This window comes from Rathayibacter sp. PhB127 (assembly GCF_003751665.1).
In the GTDB taxonomy this organism is placed as follows: Bacteria; Actinomycetota; Actinomycetes; order Actinomycetales; family Microbacteriaceae; genus Rathayibacter; species Rathayibacter festucae.
On record NZ_RKHW01000001.1, the window covers coordinates 912,335 to 933,178 of the forward strand.

The window sequence follows — 20,844 nt, forward strand, 5'->3', positions numbered from 1 at the left end:
GTCGGGGGTGCGACCTAGGCTGGCGGAATGACGGATGGGCAGAGGGAGTTCGGGCTCGCGGAGGCGGCGCTGGCCGTGCGGGTGCCGCGCGCCGACGACGACAAGTACAGCCGCGGGGTGCTCGGGATCGCGACCGGGTCCGAGCGCTACCCGGGGGCGGCGGTGCTCGGGGTCGAGGCGGCGGTGCGCACCGGGCTCGGCATGGTGCGCTACCTCGGGCCGGAGCGGCCGTCCGCCCTTGTGCTGGCGCGTCGCCCCGAGGTCGTGACCTCGGCCGGGCGGGTGCAGGCCTGGCTCCTCGGCTCCGGGACGAGCGCGGACGACCGGTCCGAGGACGAGCGCGCCGTCCTGCTCGAGCAGCTGCACTCGGGGGTCCCCGTGGTGCTCGACGCGGGCGCGCTCGACCTGATCGGCGAGGCTCGCGGGCCGGTGGTCGTCACTCCGCACTACCGCGAGCTCGCCGGCCTGCTCACGCGCGCCGGGGTGGACGTCGACGCGGCCGCGATCGCCGCCGACGCGAGCGGCTGGGCGCGGCGCACCGCCGAGCACTTCGGGGTCTGCGTGCTGCTCAAGGGCAGCACCACGCACGTGGTCTCCGGGGGCACCGCCCACGAGGTCAGCGGCTCGACGCCCTGGCTCGCCACGGCGGGCAGCGGCGACGTCCTCGGCGGAGTGCTCGGCGCTCTGCTGGCCGGCCGGGCCGCGGACGCGGAGAGCCGGGGGACGGCGCTCGGGGACGAGGATCTCGCGGCGGTCGCCGCCGCCGCGGCCGTCCTGCACGCGCAGGCCGGCGCGGCGGCGTCCGGAGGCGGGCCGATCGCGGCCCTCGACATCGCCGAGCAGCTCCCCGGCGTCGTCGCGCGGCTGCTGAACTGAAACGCCGGCATCGCCCGCCGCACTGAACCGATCGCGTCCTCGGTCCGTTGACACAGGAGAGGCGGGCTTCCCCCGCGACCCGGACATCGGAGCCGCACAGCCGCCTCATCGGAACCCCCGAGCTCCCGGCCCTAGCGTCGGAGACGACAGCCGCGTCCGACCCCCACACAGGAGAACAGACATGACCGCGAAGACCACGACTCCCGTCCGCTACGCCCTCACCCTCCTCGCCGGAGCCGGCACCCTCGCGGCCCTCGCCGCCTGCTCGAGCACCGCCACCGCCGGGACCGAGGACGCCGGCTCGAGCGCCGCCGCGACCAGCGCGCCCGCCGCCACCTCCAGCGCCTCCTCCTCCGAGTCGACCGGCACCGACTCGACCGGCTCCGCCGCGACCGGCGCCTACGCCGACGGCACCTACGAGGCCGACGGCTCCTACACCTCGCCCGGCGGCAACGAGTCGGTCGGCGTCGAGCTGACCCTCGAGTCGGGCGTCGTCACCGCCGTCACGGTGACCCCCGAGTCCGAGAACCCGACCGGCCAGGAGTACCAGACCCGCTTCGCCAGCGGCATCTCGGGCGAGGTCGTCGGCAAGAGCCTCGACGAGCTCGACGTCACCAAGGTCTCCGGCTCCTCGCTCACCTCCGGCGGCTTCAACGACGCCGTCGAGACGATCAAGGCCGATGCCGCGGCCTGAACCTCTGCACCCTGACGCCGCGCCGACCGCGACCCGGCGCGTCCTCGAGAGCGCCTGGCGGTTCGACGCGATCGGCACCACCTGGCAGATCGACACGGACGCACCGCTGGACGCGGTCGTGCGCGAACGGGTCCGCGCGCGCATCGAGGCCTACGACCGCACCTGGTCGCGGTTCCGCGACGACTCCGCCGCCTCGCGCCTTCGGACCGAGCCCGGCGAGCACGTCTTCCCGGCGGAGGCGGTCGAGCTGTTCGCCCTCTACGACGAGCTCTTCGCGCTGACCGGGGGCGGCGTCACGCCGTTCGTCGGCGACGCCCTCGAGCAGCTCGGCTACGACCCGGCCTACTCCCTGGTGCCGCGCGGCCCCGTCGCGCCGGCTCCGTCCTGGGCCGCGGCCCGCGGCGGCGGGGGAGCGACGCTGCGCACCGCCGCCGGAGTCGTGCTCGACGTCGGCGCGGCCGGCAAGGGTCAGCTCGTCGACCTCGTCCTGGACGAGCTCGCGAGCGCCGGTGTCGAGCGCGCCGTCGTCGACGCGAGCGGCGACCTGCGCGCCCGCGGGGTCGGCGCCTACCGCGTCGGCCTCGAGCACCCCTTCGACGCGAGCCGCGCGATCGGCGTCGCCGAGCCGGGCGAGCGAGCGCTCTGCGCCTCGGCCGGCAACCGGCGGGCCTGGGGCGACGGGCTGCACCACGTCCTCGACGGCCGCACCGGCCGTCCCGTCGACACGGTCGTCGCCACCTGGGTCGTCGCCGACAGCACCCTCGTCGCCGACGGACTCGCGACCGCCCTCTTCGTCCGCCCGCCCGAGGTGCTCGCCGAGCGCTTCGACTTCGAGTTCGTCCGCGTGCTCAGCGCCGGCGGGCTGCACTACTCGCCCCGCTTCCCCGGAGAGGTCTTCTGATGCTCGGCACCCTCGATCGCGCCCTCGGTCGCATCACCATGTACCGGCTGGTCTGGCTGACGCTCGCCGCGCTCCTCGTGGTCGCGCTCGGCTACTCCGCCGCCGGGCTGATCTTCTTCACACCGATCGAGATCGCGGCGACGGCGGTCGTGGCGATCGTCTCGACGACCGGGGCGACCTGGCTGATCGCCCGGCTGGTCGGCTCGCCCGCCCACCTCGAGTCGTCGCTGGTGACCGGACTGCTGATCGCGTTCCTCCTCTTCCCGACCTCGGAGCCGCGCGCCCTCCTCGTCGTGGCGCTGATCGGCGTGATCGCCGCCGCCTCGAAGTACGTGCTGGTCTGGCGCGGGCGCCACCTCTTCAACCCGGCCGCCGTCGCCGTGCTGATCGTCGGCATCGCGCAGGGCCTGCTGCAGGACACCCCGTTCGCCGGCTCGCTGACCGCCGCGGCCTGGGCGCTGCCCACCGGCGCGCTCTGGCCGTGGGTGCTGCTCGGCGCGCTCGTCGTCGTCGCGCGGGTGCGCCGCTGGGCGATCGTCGTCGTGTTCGTCGCGGTCGCCGGCGCCGTGTCCGTGCTCAACTCGGTGATGAACGGCCAGGAGCCCGGAGCCGCGCTGTCGCTGGTCCTGACCGCGTACCCGTTCGTGTTCGCCGGCGCCTTCATGCTGACCGAGCCGCTGACCCTGGCGCCCAAGCGCTCGCAGCAGCTGATCGTGGCCGTCGTCGCGGCCCTGCTGACCACCGTCCCGTTCTCGCTCGGACCGCTGCACGCGAGCCCGGAGCTCGGCCTCGTCGCGGGCAACGCGATCGCGTTCTTCTTCGGCCAGCGCCGGCGGCTGTCGCTGGAGCTGCGCTCCTCGAGCGTCATCGCGCCGGGCATCACGGAGTACCGCTTCGCCCCGCGGACGCCGGTGCGCTTCGAGGCGGGCCAGTGGCTCGAGCTCGACGTGCCGCACCGCTCCGACGGCCGGGGGAGCCGGCGCACCTTCTCCATCGCCTCCGCTCCCACCGACGGCGAGATCGCCGTCGCCATGCGGCTGCCCGAGAAGGCGAGCAGCTTCAAGCGGGCGCTCGCCGGTCTCGAGCCCGGGGCCGTGGTCCGCGTCACGAGCGTCGGTGGCGACTTCGTGCTGCCGGCCGACCCGGCGACGCCGCTGCTCCTGGTCGCGGGCGGCATCGGCATCACCCCGTTCGCGAGCCAGCTCACGGCGATCGCGGCCGGACCGGAGCGCGACGTGGTCGTCGTCTACGCGGCCGCCCGGCTGGAGGACGTGGCGTACCGCGAGCTCCTCCGCGCCTCCGGGGCCCGCGTCGTGCTGGTCTCGCCCGAAGCGCCGGATCGGCTGCCCGAGGGCTGGTCGCACGTCGCCGGACGGATCACGGCGGAGCGCCTCGCGGACGCCGTGCCCGACGCGCCCCGCCGCGTCGGCTTCGTCTCCGGCTCGCCCGCGTTCGTCGACTCCGTCCGCGGCGCCCTCCGCTCGGCCGGTGCGAAGAAGGTCCGCACCGACGCCTTCGCCGGGTACTGATGCGGCCGGTGGCCGCTCAGGGAGGAGTTCCCAGCGCCGTTCAGGGGTCCGATGAGGGCGCCGTCTACACTGACGCGGTGCCGACCCCTGCCGCCTCAGAGACCGCCGCCCCCCGGGCCTCCTCGCGCCCGATCGCGTGGCTGCGCGAGAACCGCGACTCCGCCGCCGTGCTGTGGAGCGGCTTCGCCCTCGTGCACGTCCTGCTCTCCCTGCTCGCGCTGTACGCCCCGGGACTGCCGATGGGCGACGTCAGCATCGTCTACAAGGGCTGGATGCGGACCGCCGTCGAGGGCGGCGGGCTCGTCGGCTTCGACACCGGCTGGGTCTACCCGATCCTCGCTCTGGTGCCGATCAGCGCCGCCTGGCTCTTCGGCGAGGCGGGCTACGATCTGACCTGGCTGGCCGGCGTGCTCGCCGTCGACGCGGCCGCCTTCGCGCTCCTCCTGCACCGGGGCGTCCCCGCCCGGCTCGCCGCGGCGCGCTGGTGGCTGCTCTTCCTGGTGCTCCTCGGGCCGATCGCCGTCGGCCGGATCGACGCCTTCACCGTTCCGCTCGCCATCGCCGGGCTGCTCTGGGCCTCGAGCCGCCCGGTGATCGCCGCGCTCGCGCTCACCGTCGCCACGTGGATCAAGGTCTGGCCCGCGGCCCTGCTGGGCGCCGCCGTCCTGGTGCTGCGCGGCCGCTGGCGGCTGGTGGCCGTCGGCGCCGGGCTCTCCGTCGCGATCATCGCCGGCGTGTACGCGCTCGGCGGCGGCGAGTACGTCTTCAGCTTCGTCACTGACCAGACCACGCGCGGTCTGCAGATCGAGGCGCCCGTCAGCACGCTCTGGATGTGGCTCTCGATCGGCGGCTGGGCCGGCAGCTACGTCTGGTACGCCGCCGACATCAACACCTTCGAGATGCACGGCCCGTTCACCGATGTCGCCGCCGAGCTGATGAACCCGGCGCTCGCGCTCGCGGTGATCGGCACGGTGCTGCTCGGTCTCCGGGCGCTGCGCGCGAAGGCGTCGCCGGTGCGGCTGCTGCCGCTGCTGAGCCTCGGGCTCGTGCTGGTGCTGATCGACATCAACAAGGTGCTCTCGCCGCAGTACATCGTCTGGCTGGCGCCGCCGGTGATCGTCGGGCTCGTGGTGGCCGGTCGCGACTTCGCGACGCCGGCGAAGCTGACCCTGGCGATCGCGGTGTTCACGCAGATCGTCTACCCGTACCTCTACCTCTTCCTGCTCTGGTCGAACGCGGGCATGGTGCTGGCGCTGACCGTGCGCAACGTCCTGCTGCTCGTGCTGCTCGGCTGGGTGCTCCGCGAGCTGTGGCGGGCGGGGAGCCGTGCGGGGGACGTCTCGCCGGAGGCCTCGGGGGAGCGGTCGCCGCTCGCGCAGACCGTGCTGGCCGACGGTGCCGTCGGCGGTCCGCGCGCCTAGGCTGGACGGCGGGTCCGGTGGTCGGATCCGCTGGGAGGTCCCTCGTGCTGGTCGCATTCTCCGTCGCTCCGTCCGGCGGTGAGGGCCCCGACGCCTCCGTCCACGACGCCGTCGCCGCCGCCGTCCGCATCGTCCGCGACTCCGGCCTGCCGAATCGCACGACCTCGATGTTCACCGAGATCGAGGGCGAGTGGGACGAGGTCTTCGACGTGATCAAGCGCGCCACCGAGGCGGTCGGCGCCTACGGCTCGCGGGTGTCGCTGGTGCTGAAGGCCGACATCCGGCCCGGCTACTCGGGCGAGATCGACGCGAAGATCGAGCGGCTCGGCCGCGCGCTCGAGGAGTGAGGCGCGCGGGAGCGCTCTCCGACTCGAATCGTTTCGATCCGCTTCCGATCCTCGCTATCGTGGACCGGTGACCCTCTCCCCGGCCCGGACCCGCCTCGCCCTGCTCGCCCTCGCGATGGGGGGCTTCGGCATCGGCTCGACCGAGTTCGTCGCGATGGGGCTGCTGCCGCAGCTCGCCGCGGACCTGCTCCCGGACGTCTACGCCGTGAGCTCCGAGCAGGCCAACTCGCAGGCCGGGCTGCTGATCTCCGCCTACGCGCTCGGCGTCGTCGTCGGTGCTCCGACGATCGCCGCGGCCGCCGCCCGCTGGCCGCGCAAGCGCCTGCTGCTGATGCTGCTGGCCGCGTTCACGATCGGGACCGTCGCCTCGGCCCTGCTGCCGACCTTCCCGCTCGTGCTGGCCGCCCGCTTCGTCGCGGCGCTGCCGCACGGCGCGTACTTCGGCATCGCCTCCCTCGTCGCCGCCGACCTGATGGGGCCGGGCAAGCGCGGCAAGGGCGTCGCCTTCGTGCTGTCGGGGCTCACGATCGCGAACGTCGTCGGAGTGCCCGCCATCACCTGGGTGGGGCAGAACGCGGGCTGGCGCAGCGCTTACCTGGTCGTCGCGGCGATCTTCGCTGTGACCGTGGTGGCCGTGTGGCTGCTCGTGCCGTTCCAGCGGGGGAACCCTGGGGCGACCATGCGCAACGAGCTGAAGGCCTTCGGCCGGCTGCAGGTCTGGATGACCCTGCTGATCGGCGCGATCGGCTTCGGCGGACTCTTCGCGATGTACAGCTACATCACGCCGCTGTCGACCGAGGTGACCGGCCTGCCGCTGGGCGCCGTGCCGTGGATCCTGGTGGTGATCGGCCTGGGCATGACGGTCGGCAACCTGGCGGGCGGCTGGGCGGCCGACCGGAACGTGCGGCTCGCACTCGTGGTGCTGTTCCTCGGAGTGCTCGTGTCGCTGATCGGCCTGGCGCTGACCGCGACGTCGGTCGTGGGCCTGGTCGTGTTCACGTTCCTCGCGGCGGGCTTCTCGGCGGGGGCCTCGCCGGCCATCCAGACCCGGCTGATGGACGTCGCCCGCGACAGCCAGACCATCGCCGCGGCGCTCAACCACTCCGCGCTCAACATCGGCAACTCCGTCGGCGCCGCTCTCGGCGGGGTGACCATCGCCGCCGGCCTCGGCTACCTGTCGCCGATCTGGGTCGGCGTGGGCCTCACCGCGGCCGGCATCCTGCTCGCGTTCGCCAGCATCGCCATCGACCGCGCCCGCGGCACCGTCGACGCGCCGCGCGACCCCGCCCGCCCCGCCACGGGCAGCGTCCCGGTCAACGCCCTGTAAGGCCGGCCCGGCGGCACTCGCCGGCACCGGACGGGGGGTCTGCATGCCGCCGTGTCGACGCCGGTGGGTCTCGATACGCCCCTGCGGGGCTACTCGACCAGCATGGAAGCGGGCACGCATCTCTCGGGACGGCATGCCAGCGGATTTCCGCAGCCGCCGTAAGACGCTCTGCGGAACGCGCCCACCTCAATCCGTTTCGATCAAAATGCCGTCGTGGATGGCGCGCTTGCGCAGCGCGACCTTGGTGCCGACGTCGATGCCGACCACGCGGTACTTCTCGCGGATGCGCTTGAGGTAGGACTTCGCGGTCTCCTCGGAGATGCCGAGCTCGAATGCGACGGACTTGACGGGCTCGCCGCCGCCGTAGAGCGCCATGACCCGGCGCTCCTGCGCGCTGAGCTTGGGGGCGCCGTCGGAGTCACCGGTGGAGAGCGCCATGTCGAGCTCGTGCGAGATGTAGGAGTGGCCATCCTTGGCCGCGCGGATCGCCTCGACGATCATGTCGGCGTCCTCCGTCTTGACGAGATAGCCGAGCGCGCCCGAGGCGAGGGCCTCGCGGACCACGGCCGGCTCGGAGTAGGTGCTCATCAGCACGGTCTTCACGCCGGTGGTCTTCAGCGTGGAGAGCTTGACCGAGATCGGGATGTTGTCCTTGAGGTCCAGGTCGAGCAGCACGACGTCGACGGGGAACTCGGGGTGGGTGAGCAGCTCCGGCCAGGACGCGACCGCGGCGACCAGCTGGATGTCCGACGCGGCGCCGCGGATCCACTCCGTGAGGGCACCGAGGAGCATCTTGTGATCGTCGACCACGGCGAGCGTGATCTTCGGTTCTGCGGTGGAGGTCATCGGTGTCCTTCGGCTCGGCGGGAGGGCGGGGCGGTCGTCTCTGCTCAGCGATCGGCCGGATTCTCGACGTAGCAGTCGATCTCGATCCGGAGCGCGTCGTCGTGCGACGTGTCGCGGAACGCACCGACCTGTGCGATAGCCTCCCACGTCGCGGGATCGACTCCGCGCACGGGCACGCCCTCGGACTGCAGAGTGAGCGGCACCAGCAGGGAGCGCGGCGGAGCGTCGGCGTCCGGTTCGCGCGGTGCTCCCGCCTCGACGTGCAGCACGACGGTGAGCCCGGAGGCGCCGTCGAGGATGAGCCAGATGGCGGAGAGCAGGCCGTCCCGCTGCTGGTGGCCGAGGAGGCCGGCGGTGCCGTCGGGGTCGTGCAGATCGACGAGCGGGGCCAGCAGCTCGGACTCCTGGATCGCGTGGTGCAGCCAGGTCTCGCGACGCCCCTCGATCAGGTGCAGGCGGAGGCTGGTCGCGAGCGCGGCGGCGTGCGCGGCGCGGTGCGGATCGAGCGGCAGGACGGTCGTGCCGTCGCCGACCTCGGCGAGCAGGCGCTCGGCCGCGAGGTCGAGGCGGGCGAGCTCCTCCGAGGCGAGCATGCCGACCGCGTAGCGCGGTCCGAGGGTGGTGCTCTGGACGAGGGCGCGGTCGATCTCGAGCTGGACCATCCGTCGGAAGCCGCGCATCATCACGACCGCCACAACGGCGGGAGCGAGGGTCACGGCCATCGCGCTGATCCGCACCGAGAACGAGGTCTCGTCGCCCGAGCCCATGGCGCTGTAGGCGACGAGCTCGGCGACCGCGATGGCGAAGGCGACGGCGAGGACCTCGAGGCTGCGGCGGTGCACGATCATCGCGGCGTGGGCGACCGCGGCGGCCACCGCGGCGGTCGGGACGGCGGCGGAAGGACCGTGACCGGCGACGGCGATCAGGTCCAGCGCCACGGCCCCGGTGATCCCCACGAGCAGGCCGACGTAGGCGGCGGTGGGCAGCCGCTGTCCGCAGACGTGGATGGCGACCACGGTCGCCGTGAAGGAGGCGACGAGGAGCAGCCAGGCGACGACGACCAGCCCCGGCCGCGCGTAGTCGTCGACGGTGGCGAGGAAGACCAGGAGCTCGTAGACCATCAGCGCCGCCGCGATGCCGGTGAGGCCGCTGCCGAGGTAGCTGGTGCCGAGGGTCTCCTGCTGTCCCTTCCGCGCGCGGGCGGAGCGGGGCGAGCCGTCGGGCCGGCGAGGAGCGGCGCCGGGTCCGCCGAGGAGGGGCGAGGCCTGCTCGGTGCCGGCGCTCACTTGGGCACCTCCAGCACGACGGTGGTGCCGGAGCCGGGCGAGCTGAAGAGCCGGGTGCGGCCGCCGACGTCCGCGAGCCTCGCGACGACCGACTCCTTGAAGCCGAGCTTCGTCGCGGGCACCGTGGCGATGTCGAAGCCGGCACCGGCGTCCGTCACCATCGCGCGGACGGTCTGCTCGTCCTCGGTGATCGTGACGTCGGCGGACTCGACACCGGAGTGCCGCCGCACGTTCTCGAGGCACTCGGCGAGGGCGAGCAGGAAGGAGTCGAGCGCGTCGCCCTCGAGGACGACCTCCCCGGAGCCGTGCAGGACGACCTCGAGGCCCAGCCGGCCGAACCGGTCCCGGACGTCCTCGAGCGAGGTCGCGGCGGGCGACGCCGTGACGCTGGTCAGCTGGTACGAGCCGGACGCGCTCGGCGTCGGCGTCCCGCCGAGGCGCAGTTGGCGCAGGAGCTGCGCGTCCTGCGCGGCCTGGCGGCGGAGCGCATCCTCGGAGACGCCGCGGCCGGAGTGTGCGAGCAGGGTGAGCGTCGCGAGCACCGTGTCGTGCAGGAGCCGCGCTCCCTGGCGGCGCTGCGCCTCCGTCTCGCTGGCCTGCCGCTCGACGCGGTGCGCGTTGCCGATGCTGTCGATGCGCCGGACGACCCGGGGGACGGCCGTGCTGATCCAGAGCGCGAAGCCGGCGAGCGTGCCCCAGGGCAGCAGGCTCTGCACGAGAGCGTTGGACAGCATCGCCTCCTCGGCGACCAGCACGGAGACGACCACGCTCGGCACCAGGACGGGCAGGAGCAGCAGCAGCCGGCGGACGGAGGTGGTGACGACGACGGCGACGGTGCTGGTGACGGCGTTGGCGGTGCCGACGAGCACGTAGCCCTCGAAGCCGCTGCTCACGCCGATGGCGCTCGCGAGCCCGATGCTCAGCGCCAGGCCGCCGGCGGCGAGCAGGAGCACCCAGAGCGTGCGTCCGCTGCGGCCGAGCTGCAGGTGGAGGACGGCGAGTCCGAGGAGCAGCGCCACCGCGAACGGCACGGCGTCGGGCGCCACTGCCCCGGGGCCGAGGACCAGGGCGATCGCCGTGGCGTCGATCAGGAGGCCGATGCCGCACGCGGACTGGCGGAGGAGGCGGTCGCGCTCGCGAGCGCTGCGGACCAACGGCACGGGCACGCTCCTTCCGGTGGGCGGCGCGGGGCGGACCCCCGTCTCACGATAGTCACAGACCGGCGGTCGGCCCGCGGGACGGCCGGGATCGGGTCAGACCGCGAGGAGCCTCGCGAGGTGGCCGCCGACCGCGTCGTCCTCGATGAGGAAGGCGTCGTGCCCGAACGTCGAGCTGATCACCGCGACCTCGTCGCCGTCGATGTTGCCGCGGGCGTGGGCGGCGATGATCCGCTGCCCGTCCACCGGGAACAGCCGGTCGCTGTCGATCCCGAGCACGAGCGTCGGGCTGGTGATCCGCTCGAGCGCCTCCGCCTCGCCGCCGCGCCCGCGCCCCACGTCGTGCGAGTTCATCGCCTCGACGAGGGTGATGTAGCTGTTGGCGTCGAAGCGCCGGGTGAACTTGTTGCCGTGGAAGTCGAGGTACGACTCGACCGCGAACCGGCCGCCGCCGCCGAGCGGGCTGAGGCCGGACTGCCAGCTCCGCTCGAAGCGGTCGTTGAGCTCGGACGGGCTGCGGTAGTTGAGCAGCGCCATCCGGCGGGCCAGCGCGAGGCCGTGGTACGGGCCCTTGCCGTCGCCGGCGTCGTAGTAGGCGCCGCCCGCGAAGGCGGCGTCGGTGCGGATCGCCTCGAGCTGGACGAAGTTGAGCGCGATCTGGTCCGAGGTGGCGCGCGGGGGAGCGGCGAGGACGGCGAGCCGGGCGACCCGCTCGGGGTGGTCGATGCCCCACTCCAGCGCCTGCATCCCGCCCATCGAGCCGCCGATGACGGTGTGCCAGCGGTCGATGCCGAGGCGGTCGGCGAAGAGCGCCTGCACGGCGACCTGGTCGCGGATCGTCGTGTACGGGAAGCGCGCACCCCACTCGTGCCCGTCGGGGGCGAGCGAGGCGGGGCCGGTCGAGCCCTGGCAGCCGCCGAGCATGTTCGGAGCGACGACGAAGTAGCGGTCGGTGTCGATCACGAGGCCGGGGCCGACGAGTCCGGACCACCAGCCGTCGGTCGCGTGACCCGGGTCGCCGCGGCCGATGAGGTGCGAGTCGCCGGTCAGCGCGTGCAGGACGAGGATCGCGTTGTCGCGTGCGGGGGAGAGCTCGCCCCAGCTCTCGTAGGCCACCCGGACGTGGGGGAGGCGACCGCCCGCTTCGAAGGCGTACGGGCCGATCTCGACGAAGCGCCGGCCGCCGGGGTGGTCGCCCTCGCGCCAGGCCCCGGTGGCAGGGGGCTTGCCGATCACCGAGCGGAGCTGGCGCTCGGTGACGAACGCCGAAGGGACGGTGTCCTCGAGTGTCTGCTGCCAGTCCATAGCGGTGTCCATCGTGGCAGAGCGCAGCGGGGCGCCGGCCTTTGTTACGCGGGGGTGACGCTCGTCCTGCTGATCGAGTAGGCCGCGGCTGCGGCGCACCCTCGCATGCTGATCGCGCAGGCCCCGGCTGCGGCGCACCCCCTCATGCTGATCGAGTAGGTCGCGGAGCGGCCGTATCGAGATCCGCCGTTCTCAGCACGGTGGGTCTCGATACGCCGCTGCGCGGCTACTCGACCAGCATGCCGTCAGGCGTTGGCGCGGGAGGCCTCGACGACGCTGCGGGCGGCCTGCAGGGCTTGGGCGAGGTCGGCACGGAGGTCGTCGATGTTCTCGAGGCCGACCGAGAGGCGGACGAGCCCGGGGGTGACGCCGGCGGTGAGCTGCTGCTCCGGGGTGAGCTGCGAGTGCGTGGTCGACGCCGGGTGGATGACGAGCGAGCGGACGTCGCCGATGTTCGCCAGGTGCGAGAACAGCACGAGCGAGTCGACGAAGGCGCGTCCCGCGTCCACCCCGCCCTTGAGCTCGAACGAGAGCACCGCGCCCACACCCTTCGGCGCGTAGTGGTTCGCCGCCGCGTACCAAGGCGAGGTGGGCAGTCCCGAGTAGTTGACCGTCGCGATGTCGGAGTGGTTCTCCAGGTACTCCGCGATCTCCTGCGCGTTCTGCACGTGGCGCTCGATCCGCAGCGACAGCGTCTCGATGCCCTGGATCAGCTGCCAGGCGCTCGCCGGGGCGATCGAGGCGCCGAGGTCGCGCAGCAGCTGCACGCGGGCCTTGATGATGTAGGCGAGGGCGTCGCCGACCGCGTCGGTGTAGACCGCGCCGTGGTACGAGTGGTCCGGCGTGGTCAGCCCCGGGAACTTCGCCGCGTTCGCGGTCCAGGAGAAGGTGCCGCCGTCGACGATCGCGCCGCCGATCACGGTGCCGTGACCACCGAGGAACTTGGTCGCCGAGTGCACGATGATGTCCGCGCCGTGCTCGAACGGGCGGATCAGGTACGGCGTCGCGATCGTGTTGTCGACGATCAGCGGGACGCCGGCGGCGTGCGCGACATCGGCGACGGCGCGGATGTCGAGGATGTTGATCTTCGGGTTGCCGATGGTCTCGGCGAAGAAGAGCTTGGTGTTCGGGCGGACCGCGCGGCGCCACTCCTCCTGGTCGTCCTGGTTCTCGACGAAAGTCGTCTCGATGCCCAGCTTGGCCAGCGTGTACTTGAAGAGGTTGTAGGTGCCGCCGTAGATCGACGACGACGAGACGAGGTGGTCGCCCGCCTGCGCGATGTTGAGCACCGCCGCGGTCTCGGCCGCCTGGCCGGACGCGAGCAGGAGCGCGCCGGAGCCGCCCTCGAGCGCGGTGAGGCGCTCCTCGACGACCGCCTGGGTCGGGTTCTGGATGCGGGTGTAGATGTTGCCGAACTCGGCGAGCGAGAAGAGGTTCTTCGCATGCTCGGCGTTGTCGAAGACGTAGGAGGTGGTCTGGTAGATCGGGGTCGCGCGCGCCTTGGTGACGGGATCGGGCGCGGCTCCGGAGTGGATCTGCTTGGTCTCGAACTGCCACTTCTCGGAGTCGGTCATGGTGCATCCCATCGCATCGTCGGTTCGGAACGGAAGGCCGTTCCCCGTCGCGACGAGCCTAGGTGCGGGTCCCCGGCGCGGCCAGGGCGCCCGACACACGGGGTAACCGCGACGGATCAGCGGCCGGTGCGGATCCCGGACGTCGGATGCGGGTCGCGCTTGGACCCGGTCGGGTCGGCCCGGTTCGGGCGCTCGGGCCGCTCGTCGACGACCGGCGCGAAGAGCCAGGTCGCCCTCGGCTCGACGATCTTGTGGAAGACGGTGCGCGTCCAGCCCAGCGAGAGCGCGATCGCGACCGCGATGCAGAAGACGATCATCAGGATCAGCGCGACCGTGCTCTCGGTCGCGGACAGCAGCCCGGACTCGCGCAGCGGGTAGAGCACGAAGCTGTGCAGCAGGTAGACGTACATCGTCGACTGCCCCCAGGCCGTCATCGCGGTGCGTCGGCGCGGGATCAGGCTGAACAGCGCGAGCGAGAGCACGACCGCGGTCGCCATCAGCGCCAGGCGGACGAGCCCGGCCCACCAGGCGGTCTCGCCGAGCGCGTCGTACGGCCGGTCGTAGAAGAACCAGTAGCGCAGGTCCGCCGCGCGGAAGGCGTCGATGTTGACGGTCATCACGACGACCGTCGCCGCGAAGAGCGCGACGGCGATCACCCGGGAGAGCAGGATCTGCCGCGGCGTCAGGTCGAGCCAGCGGTCCACCAGCAGCCGGGAGCCGGCCTTCCAGCCGCGCAGCCGCCAGCCGAAGACGAAGAACGGCAGGATCCCGATCGCCCGCGCCAGCGAGAAGGTCGAGTCGATGTTGTCGTAGTAGCTGACGCCGACGGCGAGCACCACGCTGATCAGCAGCGGCCAGCGCAGCAGCGCGAGGTAGGGGAGGACCAGCCGGAAGATCCCGAGCGCGAGCAGGAACCACAGGGTCCAGCTCGGCTTGGTCGGGTTGAACTCCTGCTTGCCCTCGACCGCGAACTGCACCAGCGTCCAGATCGTCTCCATGATCAGGTAGGGCAGCAGGATGTCGGTGAGCACCCGGCGCATCGCGCGGGCGTTCGGCGCTCCTCCCTTGGAGAAGTAGCCGGAGATGATCGCGAAGGCCGGCATGTGGAAGGCGTAGATCGTCAGGTAGACGACGAGCGACGTGTCCGAGTTCGCGGTCAGCCGCTGGATGCCGTGGCCGATCACCACGAGCGCGACGCAGACGAAGCGGGCGTTGTCCCAGAGGGGCACGCGGCGCTTGGGGGCGGTGGGCGACCCGGCAGTGGCGGGAGCCGGGTCGGCGGGCTGCATGCGGCCAGGCTAGCGTTGGCTCCGACGACGGAGTCGATGGTGTCCGAGGCTTGACGGAAAGAGGACGAGCGTGGTTCGACGCGTCGTGGTGACAGGAGCGAGTTCGGGGATCGGTGCGGCGACGGTCCGCCTGTTCCGCGAGCACGGCTGGGACGTGGTGGCGGTCGCCCGCCGCCGGGAGCGGCTCGAGGCGCTTGCCGCGGAGACCGGGGCGAGCCTGTTCGTCGCCGATCTCACCGACGCGGCGCAGGTCGACGCGCTGCGCGATCACCTCGCGGAGACCGGCCCCGTGCACGCCCTCGTCAACAACGCCGGCGGCGCGCTCGGCCTCGACTCGGTCGAGGCGTCCGACCCCGCCGACTGGACCCGGATGTTCGAGATCAACGTGCTCTCGGTCAAGCTCGTCACGAGCGCTCTGCTCCCGCTGCTCCGGGCGGGCATCGCCGACGCCGGCTCCGAGGGCTCGGCCGATGTCGTCACCGTCACCTCGATCGCCGGCCACGTCGCCTACGAGGGCGGCGGCGGCTACAACGCCGCGAAGTTCGCCGCGCACGCGCTCGTCGCGGTGCTCCGTCTCGAGCTCGCCGGCGAGCCGATCCGCGTGATCGAGATCGCGCCCGGGATGGTGCACACCGAGGAGTTCTCGCTGGTCCGCTTCGGCGGCGACAAGGAGCGCGCCGACAAGGTCTACGCCGAGGTCCCCGCCCCGCTGGTCGCCGAGGACGTCGCCGCGGCGATCGTCTCCTCCGTCGAGCTGCCGCCGCACGTCAACCTCGATCTGGTGACGATCAAGCCGGTGGCGCAGGCCGCCCCGCACAAGGTCATCAAGGGCGCGCTCACCCCGAAGGCGTGACAGGCGCCCGTCGCGGGGCCTTGCGATGTGACGCGGGGCCTCGCGACGCTCTAGCCTGTCCCTCATGGTTTCCGACGCCGACGACTCCGCCGCCCTCCTCGCCGCTACGGAGAAGGAGGTCCTCGGCTGGCTCGAGTTCGGTGACGCCGCTCGCCATCTCGCCGACGACGTCGTCGCCTCCGGCTACCGACCCGAGCTGGTCGTGGCCATCGCGCGCGGCGGTCTTCTGCTCGCGGGCGCGGTCGCCTACGCGCTGGGCATCAAGAGCTGCGGTGCGCTCAACGTCGAGTTCTACACCGGCGTCGAGGCGCGGCTCGCCGCCCCCGTCGTCCTGCCGCCGCTGCTGGACGAGGCGTCCGTGCGCGGGAAGCGCATCCTCCTGGTCGACGACGTCTCCGACTCCGGCCACACTCTCGCCCTCTCGGTCGACCTGATCCGCGCGATGGGCGCCGAGGTGCAGACCGTCACCCTCTACACCAAGCCCCGCACGGTGCTCGAGCCCGACTTCTTCTGGCGGCGCACGCCGCGCTGGATCGTCTTCCCGTGGTCGGCGCTGCCCCCGGTGGCGGGAGCCCTCGCGGAGGACGACGAGTGAGCGTCCACCTGATCGGCGGCGGCGGCGGAGCCGAGCACGACTCGCAGCTCTACGGCGCGTTCCTGGCGGAGGCGCACGACCGCGCCGTCGACGCCGGCCGCATCGAGGGCCCGCGGATCGCGATCGTCGTCGTGCACGACGGCCTCGGCCCCGAGGTCTACGCGGGCTGGGCCGCGACGCTCGCCACGGTCGGCAAGCTCCTCCCGTTCGCGGTGATGAAGCCCGAGGGCGGCCGGATCGACCCCGCGGTCTTCGACGACGTCGACGGGATCTTCGTCGGCGGCGGACTCACCCCCGCCTACCGCGACGCGCTCGAGGCGTCCTTCCCGCGCCTGCGCGACCTCGTCTCCTCCGGAGTGCCGTACGCCGGCTACTCGGCGGGCGCCGCGGTCGCGGCCGACCGCGCGATCGTCGGCGGCGACCGCATCGGCGGAGTCGCCGTGGCGCCGGAGCTCGCGGCCGAGGAGCTGGACGAGGTGACGGTGCTCGAGGGCATCGGCCTGGTCGACGTCTCGATCGACGTGCACGCCGCGCAGTGGGGCACGCTCGGCCGCCTGGTCGCGGCCGTCGAGGCCGGACTGGTCGACGGCGGTGTCGCGATCGACGAGTCGACGGTGCTCACCGTCGGCATGGGCGCCCTGCGCGTCCGCGGCGCCGGCTCGGTCTGGCGCGCGAGCGCGGGCGAGGCCGGAGTGTCGGTCGCCACACTCGCCGCGAGCTGAGCGTGGACCTGCAGGAGCTGGCCGGTGCCGGCCTGATCGACCGCGGCTGGGCCGAGGCGCTCGCCCCGGTCGCCGGCGACATCGCAGCGATGGGCGACTTCCTCCGCGCGGAGACCGCGGCCGGGCGGCCCTACCTCCCCGCCGGGGCGCAGGTGCTCCGCGCGTTCGCCGCGCCGCTGGAGGACGTCCGCGTCCTGATCGTCGGGCAGGACCCGTATCCGACGCCCGGGCATCCGATCGGGTTGTCCTTCGCCGTCGATCGGCACGTCCGGCCGCTGCCGCGGAGTCTGCAGAACATCTACCGCGAGCTCCGCGACGACCTCGGCGTCGCCCCGCCCGAGCACGGCGACCTCAGCGGCTGGACGCGCAGCGGGGTGCTGCTGCTCAACCGCGTCCTCACCGTCGCACCCGGCGCGCCCGCCTCGCACCGCGGCAAGGGCTGGGAGCGGGTCACCGAGCACGCGATCCGCACGCTGGTCGCCCGCGATCAGCCGCTCGTCGCGATCCTCTGGGGGCGCGACGCGGCGAACCTCCGGCCGCTGCTGGGCGACTCCGGCATCGTCGAGAGCGCCCACCCCAGCCCGCTGTCCGCGTCGCGCGGCTTCTTCGGCTCGCGGCCGTTCAGCCGCGCGAACGAGCTGCTCGCCGAGCGCGGGGCCGAGCCCGTCGACTGGGCGCTCCTGCCCTGAGCCTCGGGGCCCGCCCACCGCAGCCCGCCGCGCGTGCGGCGCTCCGCCACCCCGGCTACGCTGGCCCGGATCGCGGCCGCCGCCCGGGATCAGCGATGCCGACCACCACCGCCGAGAAGGAGCGAGATGCTCGAGGAAGAGTACGAGCAGCGCCGGGTCCTGCCGCCGCACCTGCGCCGGGCACCCGCCCCCGAGCCGGAGTTCTCCTTCGAGATCCGCGAGGCGCGCAGCGCGGACCTGCCGGACATCCAGGAGATCTACAACCACTACGTCCGGAACACCGTGGTGACCTTCGACGAGGACGACTCGACGCTGAAGGAGTGGCGCTCGAAGTTCGCGCGCAACCAGAAGCTCGGGCTGCCGTTCATCGTCGCCGTCTCACCGTCGGGGCAGATCCTCGGCTACGCGATGGTGTCGCCGTGGTCGTCCAAGCGCGCCTACCGCTTCACGGTCGAGAACTCGATCTACCTGCGCGCCGCCTCGACCGGCAAGGGCCTCGGCAAGGCGCTGATGACCGAGCTGCTCGAGCGCGCGAAGGCCGTCGGCATCCGCCAGGTCATGGCCGTCATCGCGGACAAGGGGGCCGAGGCGTCGCTGACGATGCACGCGAAGTACGGCTTCGTCGAGGTCGGCCGGATGGGCCGCGTCGGCTTCAAGTTCGAGCGCTGGCTGAGCACCGTGCTGATGCAGAAGACCCTCAAGTAGCGCCACCGGCGTCTCTGCGAATGCGCCGGACTCCGGGGAACGGCGCGGGGTCCTTCCCTACACTTGTCGGCATGGAATGGCTCGTCCCGCTCATCGTCGTCGTCGTGCTCGTCGTGATCCTCGGGATCTACCTCTGGGCCACTTACAACTCCCTCGTCACGCTGAACGTCCGCGTCGACGAGGCCTGGAGTGACATCACCGTCCAGCTGAAGCGGCGGGCGGATCTGATCCCGAACGTCATCGACTCGGTGAAGGGCTACGCCTCCCACGAGCGGCAGGTGTTCGACTCGGTGACCCGTGCCCGCGCCGAGACGCTCTCCGCGCAGGGTCCGGCTGAGGCGTCCGCCGCCGAGGACCACATGCAGAAGGCGCTGAAGTCGATCTTCGCCGTCGCCGAGGCGTACCCGCAGCTGCAGGCGAGCCAGAACTTCCTGCAGCTGCAGGGCGAGCTGGTCGACTCCGAGGACAAGATCCAGTCGGCCCGCCGCTTCTACAACGGCGGCGTCCGCGAGATGAACACCAAGGTCACCGTCTTCCCCAACACGCTCTTCTCCCGCCGCCTCGGCTTCTCCGAGCGCGAGTTCTTCGAGGTCGGCGACCTCGCCGCCATCTCGGAGCCGCCCCGCGTCCAGTTCTGACGCCGCGGGGGAAGCGGCCCTGGCGGCGCCCCCTCATGCCGGTCGAGTAGCTGCGCAACGTCGCCCCCTCATGCTGGTCGAGTAGCCGCGCAGCGGCGTATCGAGACCCGCCGTCAGCGCGCCGCCGGGGCTCCCGCCGCGAGCGGGCCGCCGTCGAGCGTCGTGAGGTACTCGTCGAAGACGGGGGACGGGTCCGTGCCCGTCGCGACGGCGTCCACGAGGGCGCGCCGCACCAGCGCGAGCACGACCGTGGCGAGCACGGCCGCGCGCGGCTCGTCCGCCGCGGGGAGCCCCATCCGCTGCGCGATGCTCGGGGTGAGCGCGGCCTCGCCGTCGTGCAGCGACTGCGCCCAGACCGCGCGCATGCCGGGCGTCTCGGTGAGCAGCGGCATCAGCCGCAGCGTCCGCTCGAGCTGCGGGCCGGACGCGGCCGCGGCGAAGGCGGCGCCCAGCGCGGTGTTCAGCGACTCCGACTCCGGTCGCGCGACGAGCTCGCGTGCCATCGCCGCGATGGCCGCGTAGAGCACGGGCCGCACGCAGTCCTCCTTGCCGCCGAGGTAGCGGTGGAAGGTGCGCAGCGAGATGCCGGCGGCGTGCGCCAGGTCGATCGAGCTGACGCCCTTCGTGGTCCCGCGCTCGAGCAGCAGGGCGACGCACTTCTCGGACAGGGCGAGCGCGATGGTGCCCTGCCGCTCCTGCGGACCGCTCATGCGAGGACCTCCCGGTGGCCGGTGGTGAGGGCGACGAGGAGCTCGGGCGCGAGAGTGCCCCGCCCGACGACGTCGACGGTGTCGAGCCCCTGCCAGTGCGCGGCGGCGACGAGCAGCGCGGCGAGGCGCTCGGCCGTGTCCGGCGGCGCTCCGGGCTCGCGCCACGCGGCCTGCACCCGCAGCACACCGTTCTGCCGGTCGCTCTTGAGGTCGACGCGCGCCGCGATCACGTCGTCGAGCAGCACGGGCAGCACGTAGTAGCCGTGCACGCGCTGGGCCGCGGGGGTGTAGATCTCGATCCGGTAGCGGAAGTCGAAGAACAGCTCGGCGCGCGGGCGGTGCCAGACCACCGGGTCGAAGGGGGAGAGCAGTGCGTCGGCGCGCAGCTCGCGCGGTCGCCGCGCCGCGGTGTGCCGCCAGAGGGGCAGCGGGCGCCCCGAGCGCTCCCAGCCGCGGACCTCGACCGGCACCAGCTCGCCCGCGTCGACGAGGTCGTGCACGGCCGCGAGCGTCGGCGCCTTCAGCAGCCGGTGGTAGTCGGCCAGATCGCCGAGCGTCCCGACGCCGAGCGCGAGGGCGGAGCGGCGCACCAGCTCGCGGACCGCGTCCTCGGTGGAGACCTCGGCGTCGAGCACCTCGCGGGGCAGCACCTGCTCGGCGAGCGCGTAGGAGCGCTCGAAGCGCGTGCGCCCGGCGGTCACCACCTCGCCCCAGCGGAAGAGCACCTCGAGCCCGCGCTTCATGTCCGACCAGCCCCACCACGGTCCGGTCCGGGTGTTGGCCTCGTGCTCAATCTCCGACGCGCGGAGCGGGCCGTCGGCGAGGGCCGCGCGCAGCCAGTCGAGCGTGGACCGGTTCTCGGCCGCCCAGCCCTCGTGCTCGGGCAGGCGGACGCAGCGGTAGTGCTCCATCCGCCAGCGGTAGAGCGGGAGGTCGGCGCGGCGGATCAGCGCCGCCTCGTGCGCCCAGTACTCGAGGTAGTGGCCCTTCGGCGAGAACGCCACCGCGTCGAGGAGGGCGCGGTCGTAGGGGCCGAGCCGGGCGAGGACGGGGAGGTAGTGGCTCCGCTCGAAGACGTTGACCGAGTCGAGCTGCAGCGGCCGGATCCGGTCGATCACGCCGAGGATCTGCCGCGTGCCGACCCGCGGCGGCGGCGCGGCACCGAAGCCCTGGGCGGCCAGGGCGATGCGGCGCGCGAGCGCGGGGCTGAGCTGCTCGGTCATGGTGCCCCCACGCTAGCGAAGGCCGCCGACATCGGCCGATCCCGCCCCGGCGCCGAGTGTTCCCGTCCGGTTCATCCGGGCGGCCCCGGGATGTCGGGGGCCGCCCCTACGTTTCCCGAGGCGCCCGCAGGGGCCCACCCACCCGACTCCTGGAGGA

General features: G+C 73.0%; 21 protein-coding genes. 13 read left to right on the top strand and 8 right to left on the bottom strand.

The annotated features are described in order from the left end of the window. Window positions 1-27 precede the first annotated feature (27 nt). The 7 genes from EDF22_RS04490 to EDF22_RS04520 all read left to right on the top strand — a co-directional run bounded on the left by EDF22_RS04490 (window position 28) and on the right by EDF22_RS04520 (window position 7,095). Window positions 28-876, top strand: coding sequence for an ADP/ATP-dependent (S)-NAD(P)H-hydrate dehydratase (locus EDF22_RS04490; RefSeq protein WP_123702700.1), 849 nt, complete (start codon window positions 28-30; stop codon window positions 874-876). Between the two features lie 181 nt (window positions 877-1,057). After that, a complete protein-coding gene (locus EDF22_RS04495; protein ID WP_123702702.1) occupies window positions 1,058-1,570 on the top strand; it encodes an FMN-binding protein in 513 nt (170 codons plus the stop codon). Continuing rightward, a complete protein-coding gene (locus EDF22_RS04500) occupies window positions 1,557-2,471 on the top strand; it encodes an FAD:protein FMN transferase (RefSeq protein WP_123702704.1) in 915 nt (304 codons plus the stop codon). The genes EDF22_RS04495 and EDF22_RS04500 overlap by 14 nt, the downstream gene beginning before the upstream one ends. Continuing rightward, window positions 2,471-4,000: an RnfABCDGE type electron transport complex subunit D gene (locus EDF22_RS04505; RefSeq protein WP_123702706.1), complete on the top strand. Its 1,530-nt coding sequence runs from the start codon at window positions 2,471-2,473 to the stop codon at window positions 3,998-4,000. Before EDF22_RS04500 ends, EDF22_RS04505 begins: the two co-directional genes overlap by 1 nt. Window positions 4,001-4,077: 77 nt before the next feature. Then, window positions 4,078-5,421: a glycosyltransferase family 87 protein gene (locus tag EDF22_RS04510; protein WP_185038730.1), complete on the top strand. Its 1,344-nt coding sequence runs from the start codon at window positions 4,078-4,080 to the stop codon at window positions 5,419-5,421. A gap of 44 nt (window positions 5,422-5,465) precedes the next feature. Then, complete coding sequence (locus EDF22_RS04515; RefSeq protein WP_123702710.1) at window positions 5,466-5,768, top strand: thiamine-binding protein; 303 nt, start codon at window positions 5,466-5,468, stop codon at window positions 5,766-5,768. 115 nt (window positions 5,769-5,883) lie between these two features. Continuing rightward, window positions 5,884-7,095 (top strand): MFS transporter, encoded by a 1,212-nt coding sequence (locus tag EDF22_RS04520; RefSeq protein ID WP_123704698.1) that lies wholly within the window; start codon window positions 5,884-5,886, stop codon window positions 7,093-7,095. Between the two features lie 186 nt (window positions 7,096-7,281). Here the strand turns inward: EDF22_RS04520 and EDF22_RS04525 are convergent, their stop codons facing one another. From EDF22_RS04525 to EDF22_RS04550, 6 genes are all read right to left on the bottom strand, one after another. After that, on the bottom strand, window positions 7,282-7,941 hold the full coding sequence (locus tag EDF22_RS04525) for a response regulator (RefSeq protein ID WP_123445394.1): 660 nt from the start codon (window positions 7,939-7,941) through the stop codon (window positions 7,282-7,284). 44 nt (window positions 7,942-7,985) lie between these two features. Then, window positions 7,986-9,227, bottom strand: coding sequence for a hypothetical protein (locus EDF22_RS04530; RefSeq protein WP_123702711.1), 1,242 nt, complete (start codon window positions 9,225-9,227; stop codon window positions 7,986-7,988). Continuing rightward, window positions 9,224-10,387 (bottom strand): sensor histidine kinase, encoded by a 1,164-nt coding sequence (locus EDF22_RS04535; RefSeq protein ID WP_260303282.1) that lies wholly within the window; start codon window positions 10,385-10,387, stop codon window positions 9,224-9,226. The genes EDF22_RS04530 and EDF22_RS04535 overlap by 4 nt, the downstream gene beginning before the upstream one ends. A 93-nt stretch (window positions 10,388-10,480) precedes the next feature. Next, window positions 10,481-11,689, bottom strand: a complete 1,209-nt coding sequence (locus EDF22_RS04540) for a homoserine O-acetyltransferase (RefSeq protein ID WP_123702715.1) — start codon at window positions 11,687-11,689, stop codon at window positions 10,481-10,483. A gap of 245 nt (window positions 11,690-11,934) precedes the next feature. Further along, window positions 11,935-13,263: a bifunctional o-acetylhomoserine/o-acetylserine sulfhydrylase gene (locus EDF22_RS04545; protein ID WP_123702717.1), complete on the bottom strand. Its 1,329-nt coding sequence runs from the start codon at window positions 13,261-13,263 to the stop codon at window positions 11,935-11,937. Between the two features lie 116 nt (window positions 13,264-13,379). Continuing rightward, window positions 13,380-14,552: an acyltransferase family protein gene (locus tag EDF22_RS04550; RefSeq protein WP_123702719.1), complete on the bottom strand. Its 1,173-nt coding sequence runs from the start codon at window positions 14,550-14,552 to the stop codon at window positions 13,380-13,382. 70 nt (window positions 14,553-14,622) lie between these two features. Between EDF22_RS04550 and EDF22_RS04555 the strand changes: the two genes are divergently transcribed. The 6 genes from EDF22_RS04555 to EDF22_RS04580 all read left to right on the top strand — a co-directional run bounded on the left by EDF22_RS04555 (window position 14,623) and on the right by EDF22_RS04580 (window position 18,754). Further along, the gene (locus tag EDF22_RS04555; RefSeq protein WP_243840058.1) at window positions 14,623-15,405 is read left to right on the top strand and encodes an SDR family NAD(P)-dependent oxidoreductase; all 783 of its coding nucleotides are present in this window, start codon (window positions 14,623-14,625) and stop codon (window positions 15,403-15,405) included. Window positions 15,406-15,469: 64 nt separating this feature from the next. After that, window positions 15,470-16,000 (top strand): phosphoribosyltransferase, encoded by a 531-nt coding sequence (locus EDF22_RS04560; protein WP_123445400.1) that lies wholly within the window; start codon window positions 15,470-15,472, stop codon window positions 15,998-16,000. Further along, a complete protein-coding gene (locus EDF22_RS04565) occupies window positions 15,997-16,722 on the top strand; it encodes a Type 1 glutamine amidotransferase-like domain-containing protein (RefSeq protein WP_123702721.1) in 726 nt (241 codons plus the stop codon). The genes EDF22_RS04560 and EDF22_RS04565 overlap by 4 nt, the downstream gene beginning before the upstream one ends. A 2-nt stretch (window positions 16,723-16,724) precedes the next feature. After that, window positions 16,725-17,411, top strand: a complete 687-nt coding sequence (locus tag EDF22_RS04570; RefSeq protein ID WP_397459887.1) for a uracil-DNA glycosylase — start codon at window positions 16,725-16,727, stop codon at window positions 17,409-17,411. A 126-nt stretch (window positions 17,412-17,537) separates the two neighbouring features. Beyond that, on the top strand, window positions 17,538-18,116 hold the full coding sequence (locus tag EDF22_RS04575; protein WP_123702722.1) for a GNAT family N-acetyltransferase: 579 nt from the start codon (window positions 17,538-17,540) through the stop codon (window positions 18,114-18,116). A gap of 71 nt (window positions 18,117-18,187) precedes the next feature. Further along, complete coding sequence (locus EDF22_RS04580) at window positions 18,188-18,754, top strand: LemA family protein (RefSeq protein ID WP_123702724.1); 567 nt, start codon at window positions 18,188-18,190, stop codon at window positions 18,752-18,754. Window positions 18,755-18,867: 113 nt separating this feature from the next. Here the strand turns inward: EDF22_RS04580 and EDF22_RS04585 are convergent, their stop codons facing one another. Both EDF22_RS04585 and EDF22_RS04590 read right to left on the bottom strand, forming a co-directional pair. Beyond that, entirely contained in the window at window positions 18,868-19,464 is a 597-nt protein-coding gene (locus tag EDF22_RS04585; protein ID WP_123702726.1) for a TetR/AcrR family transcriptional regulator, read from the bottom strand. Continuing rightward, window positions 19,461-20,687, bottom strand: coding sequence for a winged helix-turn-helix domain-containing protein (locus EDF22_RS04590; RefSeq protein ID WP_123702728.1), 1,227 nt, complete (start codon window positions 20,685-20,687; stop codon window positions 19,461-19,463). Before EDF22_RS04590 ends, EDF22_RS04585 begins: the two co-directional genes overlap by 4 nt. Window positions 20,688-20,844: the final 157 nt, after the last annotated feature.

Excerpts from the sequence above, each read along its gene's own strand:
- EDF22_RS04490 (WP_123702700.1), top strand. The coding sequence starts at position 28 with ATGACGGATGGGCAGAGGGAGTTCGGGCTCGCGGAGGCGGCGCTGGCC.
- EDF22_RS04495 (WP_123702702.1), top strand. The coding sequence starts at position 1,058 with ATGACCGCGAAGACCACGACTCCCGTCCGCTACGCCCTCACCCTCCTC.
- EDF22_RS04500 (WP_123702704.1), top strand. The coding sequence starts at position 1,557 with ATGCCGCGGCCTGAACCTCTGCACCCTGACGCCGCGCCGACCGCGACC.
- EDF22_RS04505 (WP_123702706.1), top strand. The coding sequence starts at position 2,471 with ATGCTCGGCACCCTCGATCGCGCCCTCGGTCGCATCACCATGTACCGG.
- EDF22_RS04520 (WP_123704698.1), top strand. The coding sequence starts at position 5,884 with ATGGGGGGCTTCGGCATCGGCTCGACCGAGTTCGTCGCGATGGGGCTG.
- EDF22_RS04525 (WP_123445394.1), bottom strand. The coding sequence starts at position 7,941 with ATGACCTCCACCGCAGAACCGAAGATCACGCTCGCCGTGGTCGACGAT.
- EDF22_RS04540 (WP_123702715.1), bottom strand. The coding sequence starts at position 11,689 with ATGGACTGGCAGCAGACACTCGAGGACACCGTCCCTTCGGCGTTCGTC.
- EDF22_RS04545 (WP_123702717.1), bottom strand. The coding sequence starts at position 13,263 with ATGACCGACTCCGAGAAGTGGCAGTTCGAGACCAAGCAGATCCACTCC.
- EDF22_RS04550 (WP_123702719.1), bottom strand. The coding sequence starts at position 14,552 with ATGCAGCCCGCCGACCCGGCTCCCGCCACTGCCGGGTCGCCCACCGCC.
- EDF22_RS04560 (WP_123445400.1), top strand. The coding sequence starts at position 15,470 with ATGGTTTCCGACGCCGACGACTCCGCCGCCCTCCTCGCCGCTACGGAG.
- EDF22_RS04575 (WP_123702722.1), top strand. The coding sequence starts at position 17,538 with ATGCTCGAGGAAGAGTACGAGCAGCGCCGGGTCCTGCCGCCGCACCTG.
- EDF22_RS04580 (WP_123702724.1), top strand. The coding sequence starts at position 18,188 with ATGGAATGGCTCGTCCCGCTCATCGTCGTCGTCGTGCTCGTCGTGATC.
- EDF22_RS04585 (WP_123702726.1), bottom strand. The coding sequence starts at position 19,464 with ATGAGCGGTCCGCAGGAGCGGCAGGGCACCATCGCGCTCGCCCTGTCC.
- EDF22_RS04590 (WP_123702728.1), bottom strand. The coding sequence starts at position 20,687 with ATGACCGAGCAGCTCAGCCCCGCGCTCGCGCGCCGCATCGCCCTGGCC.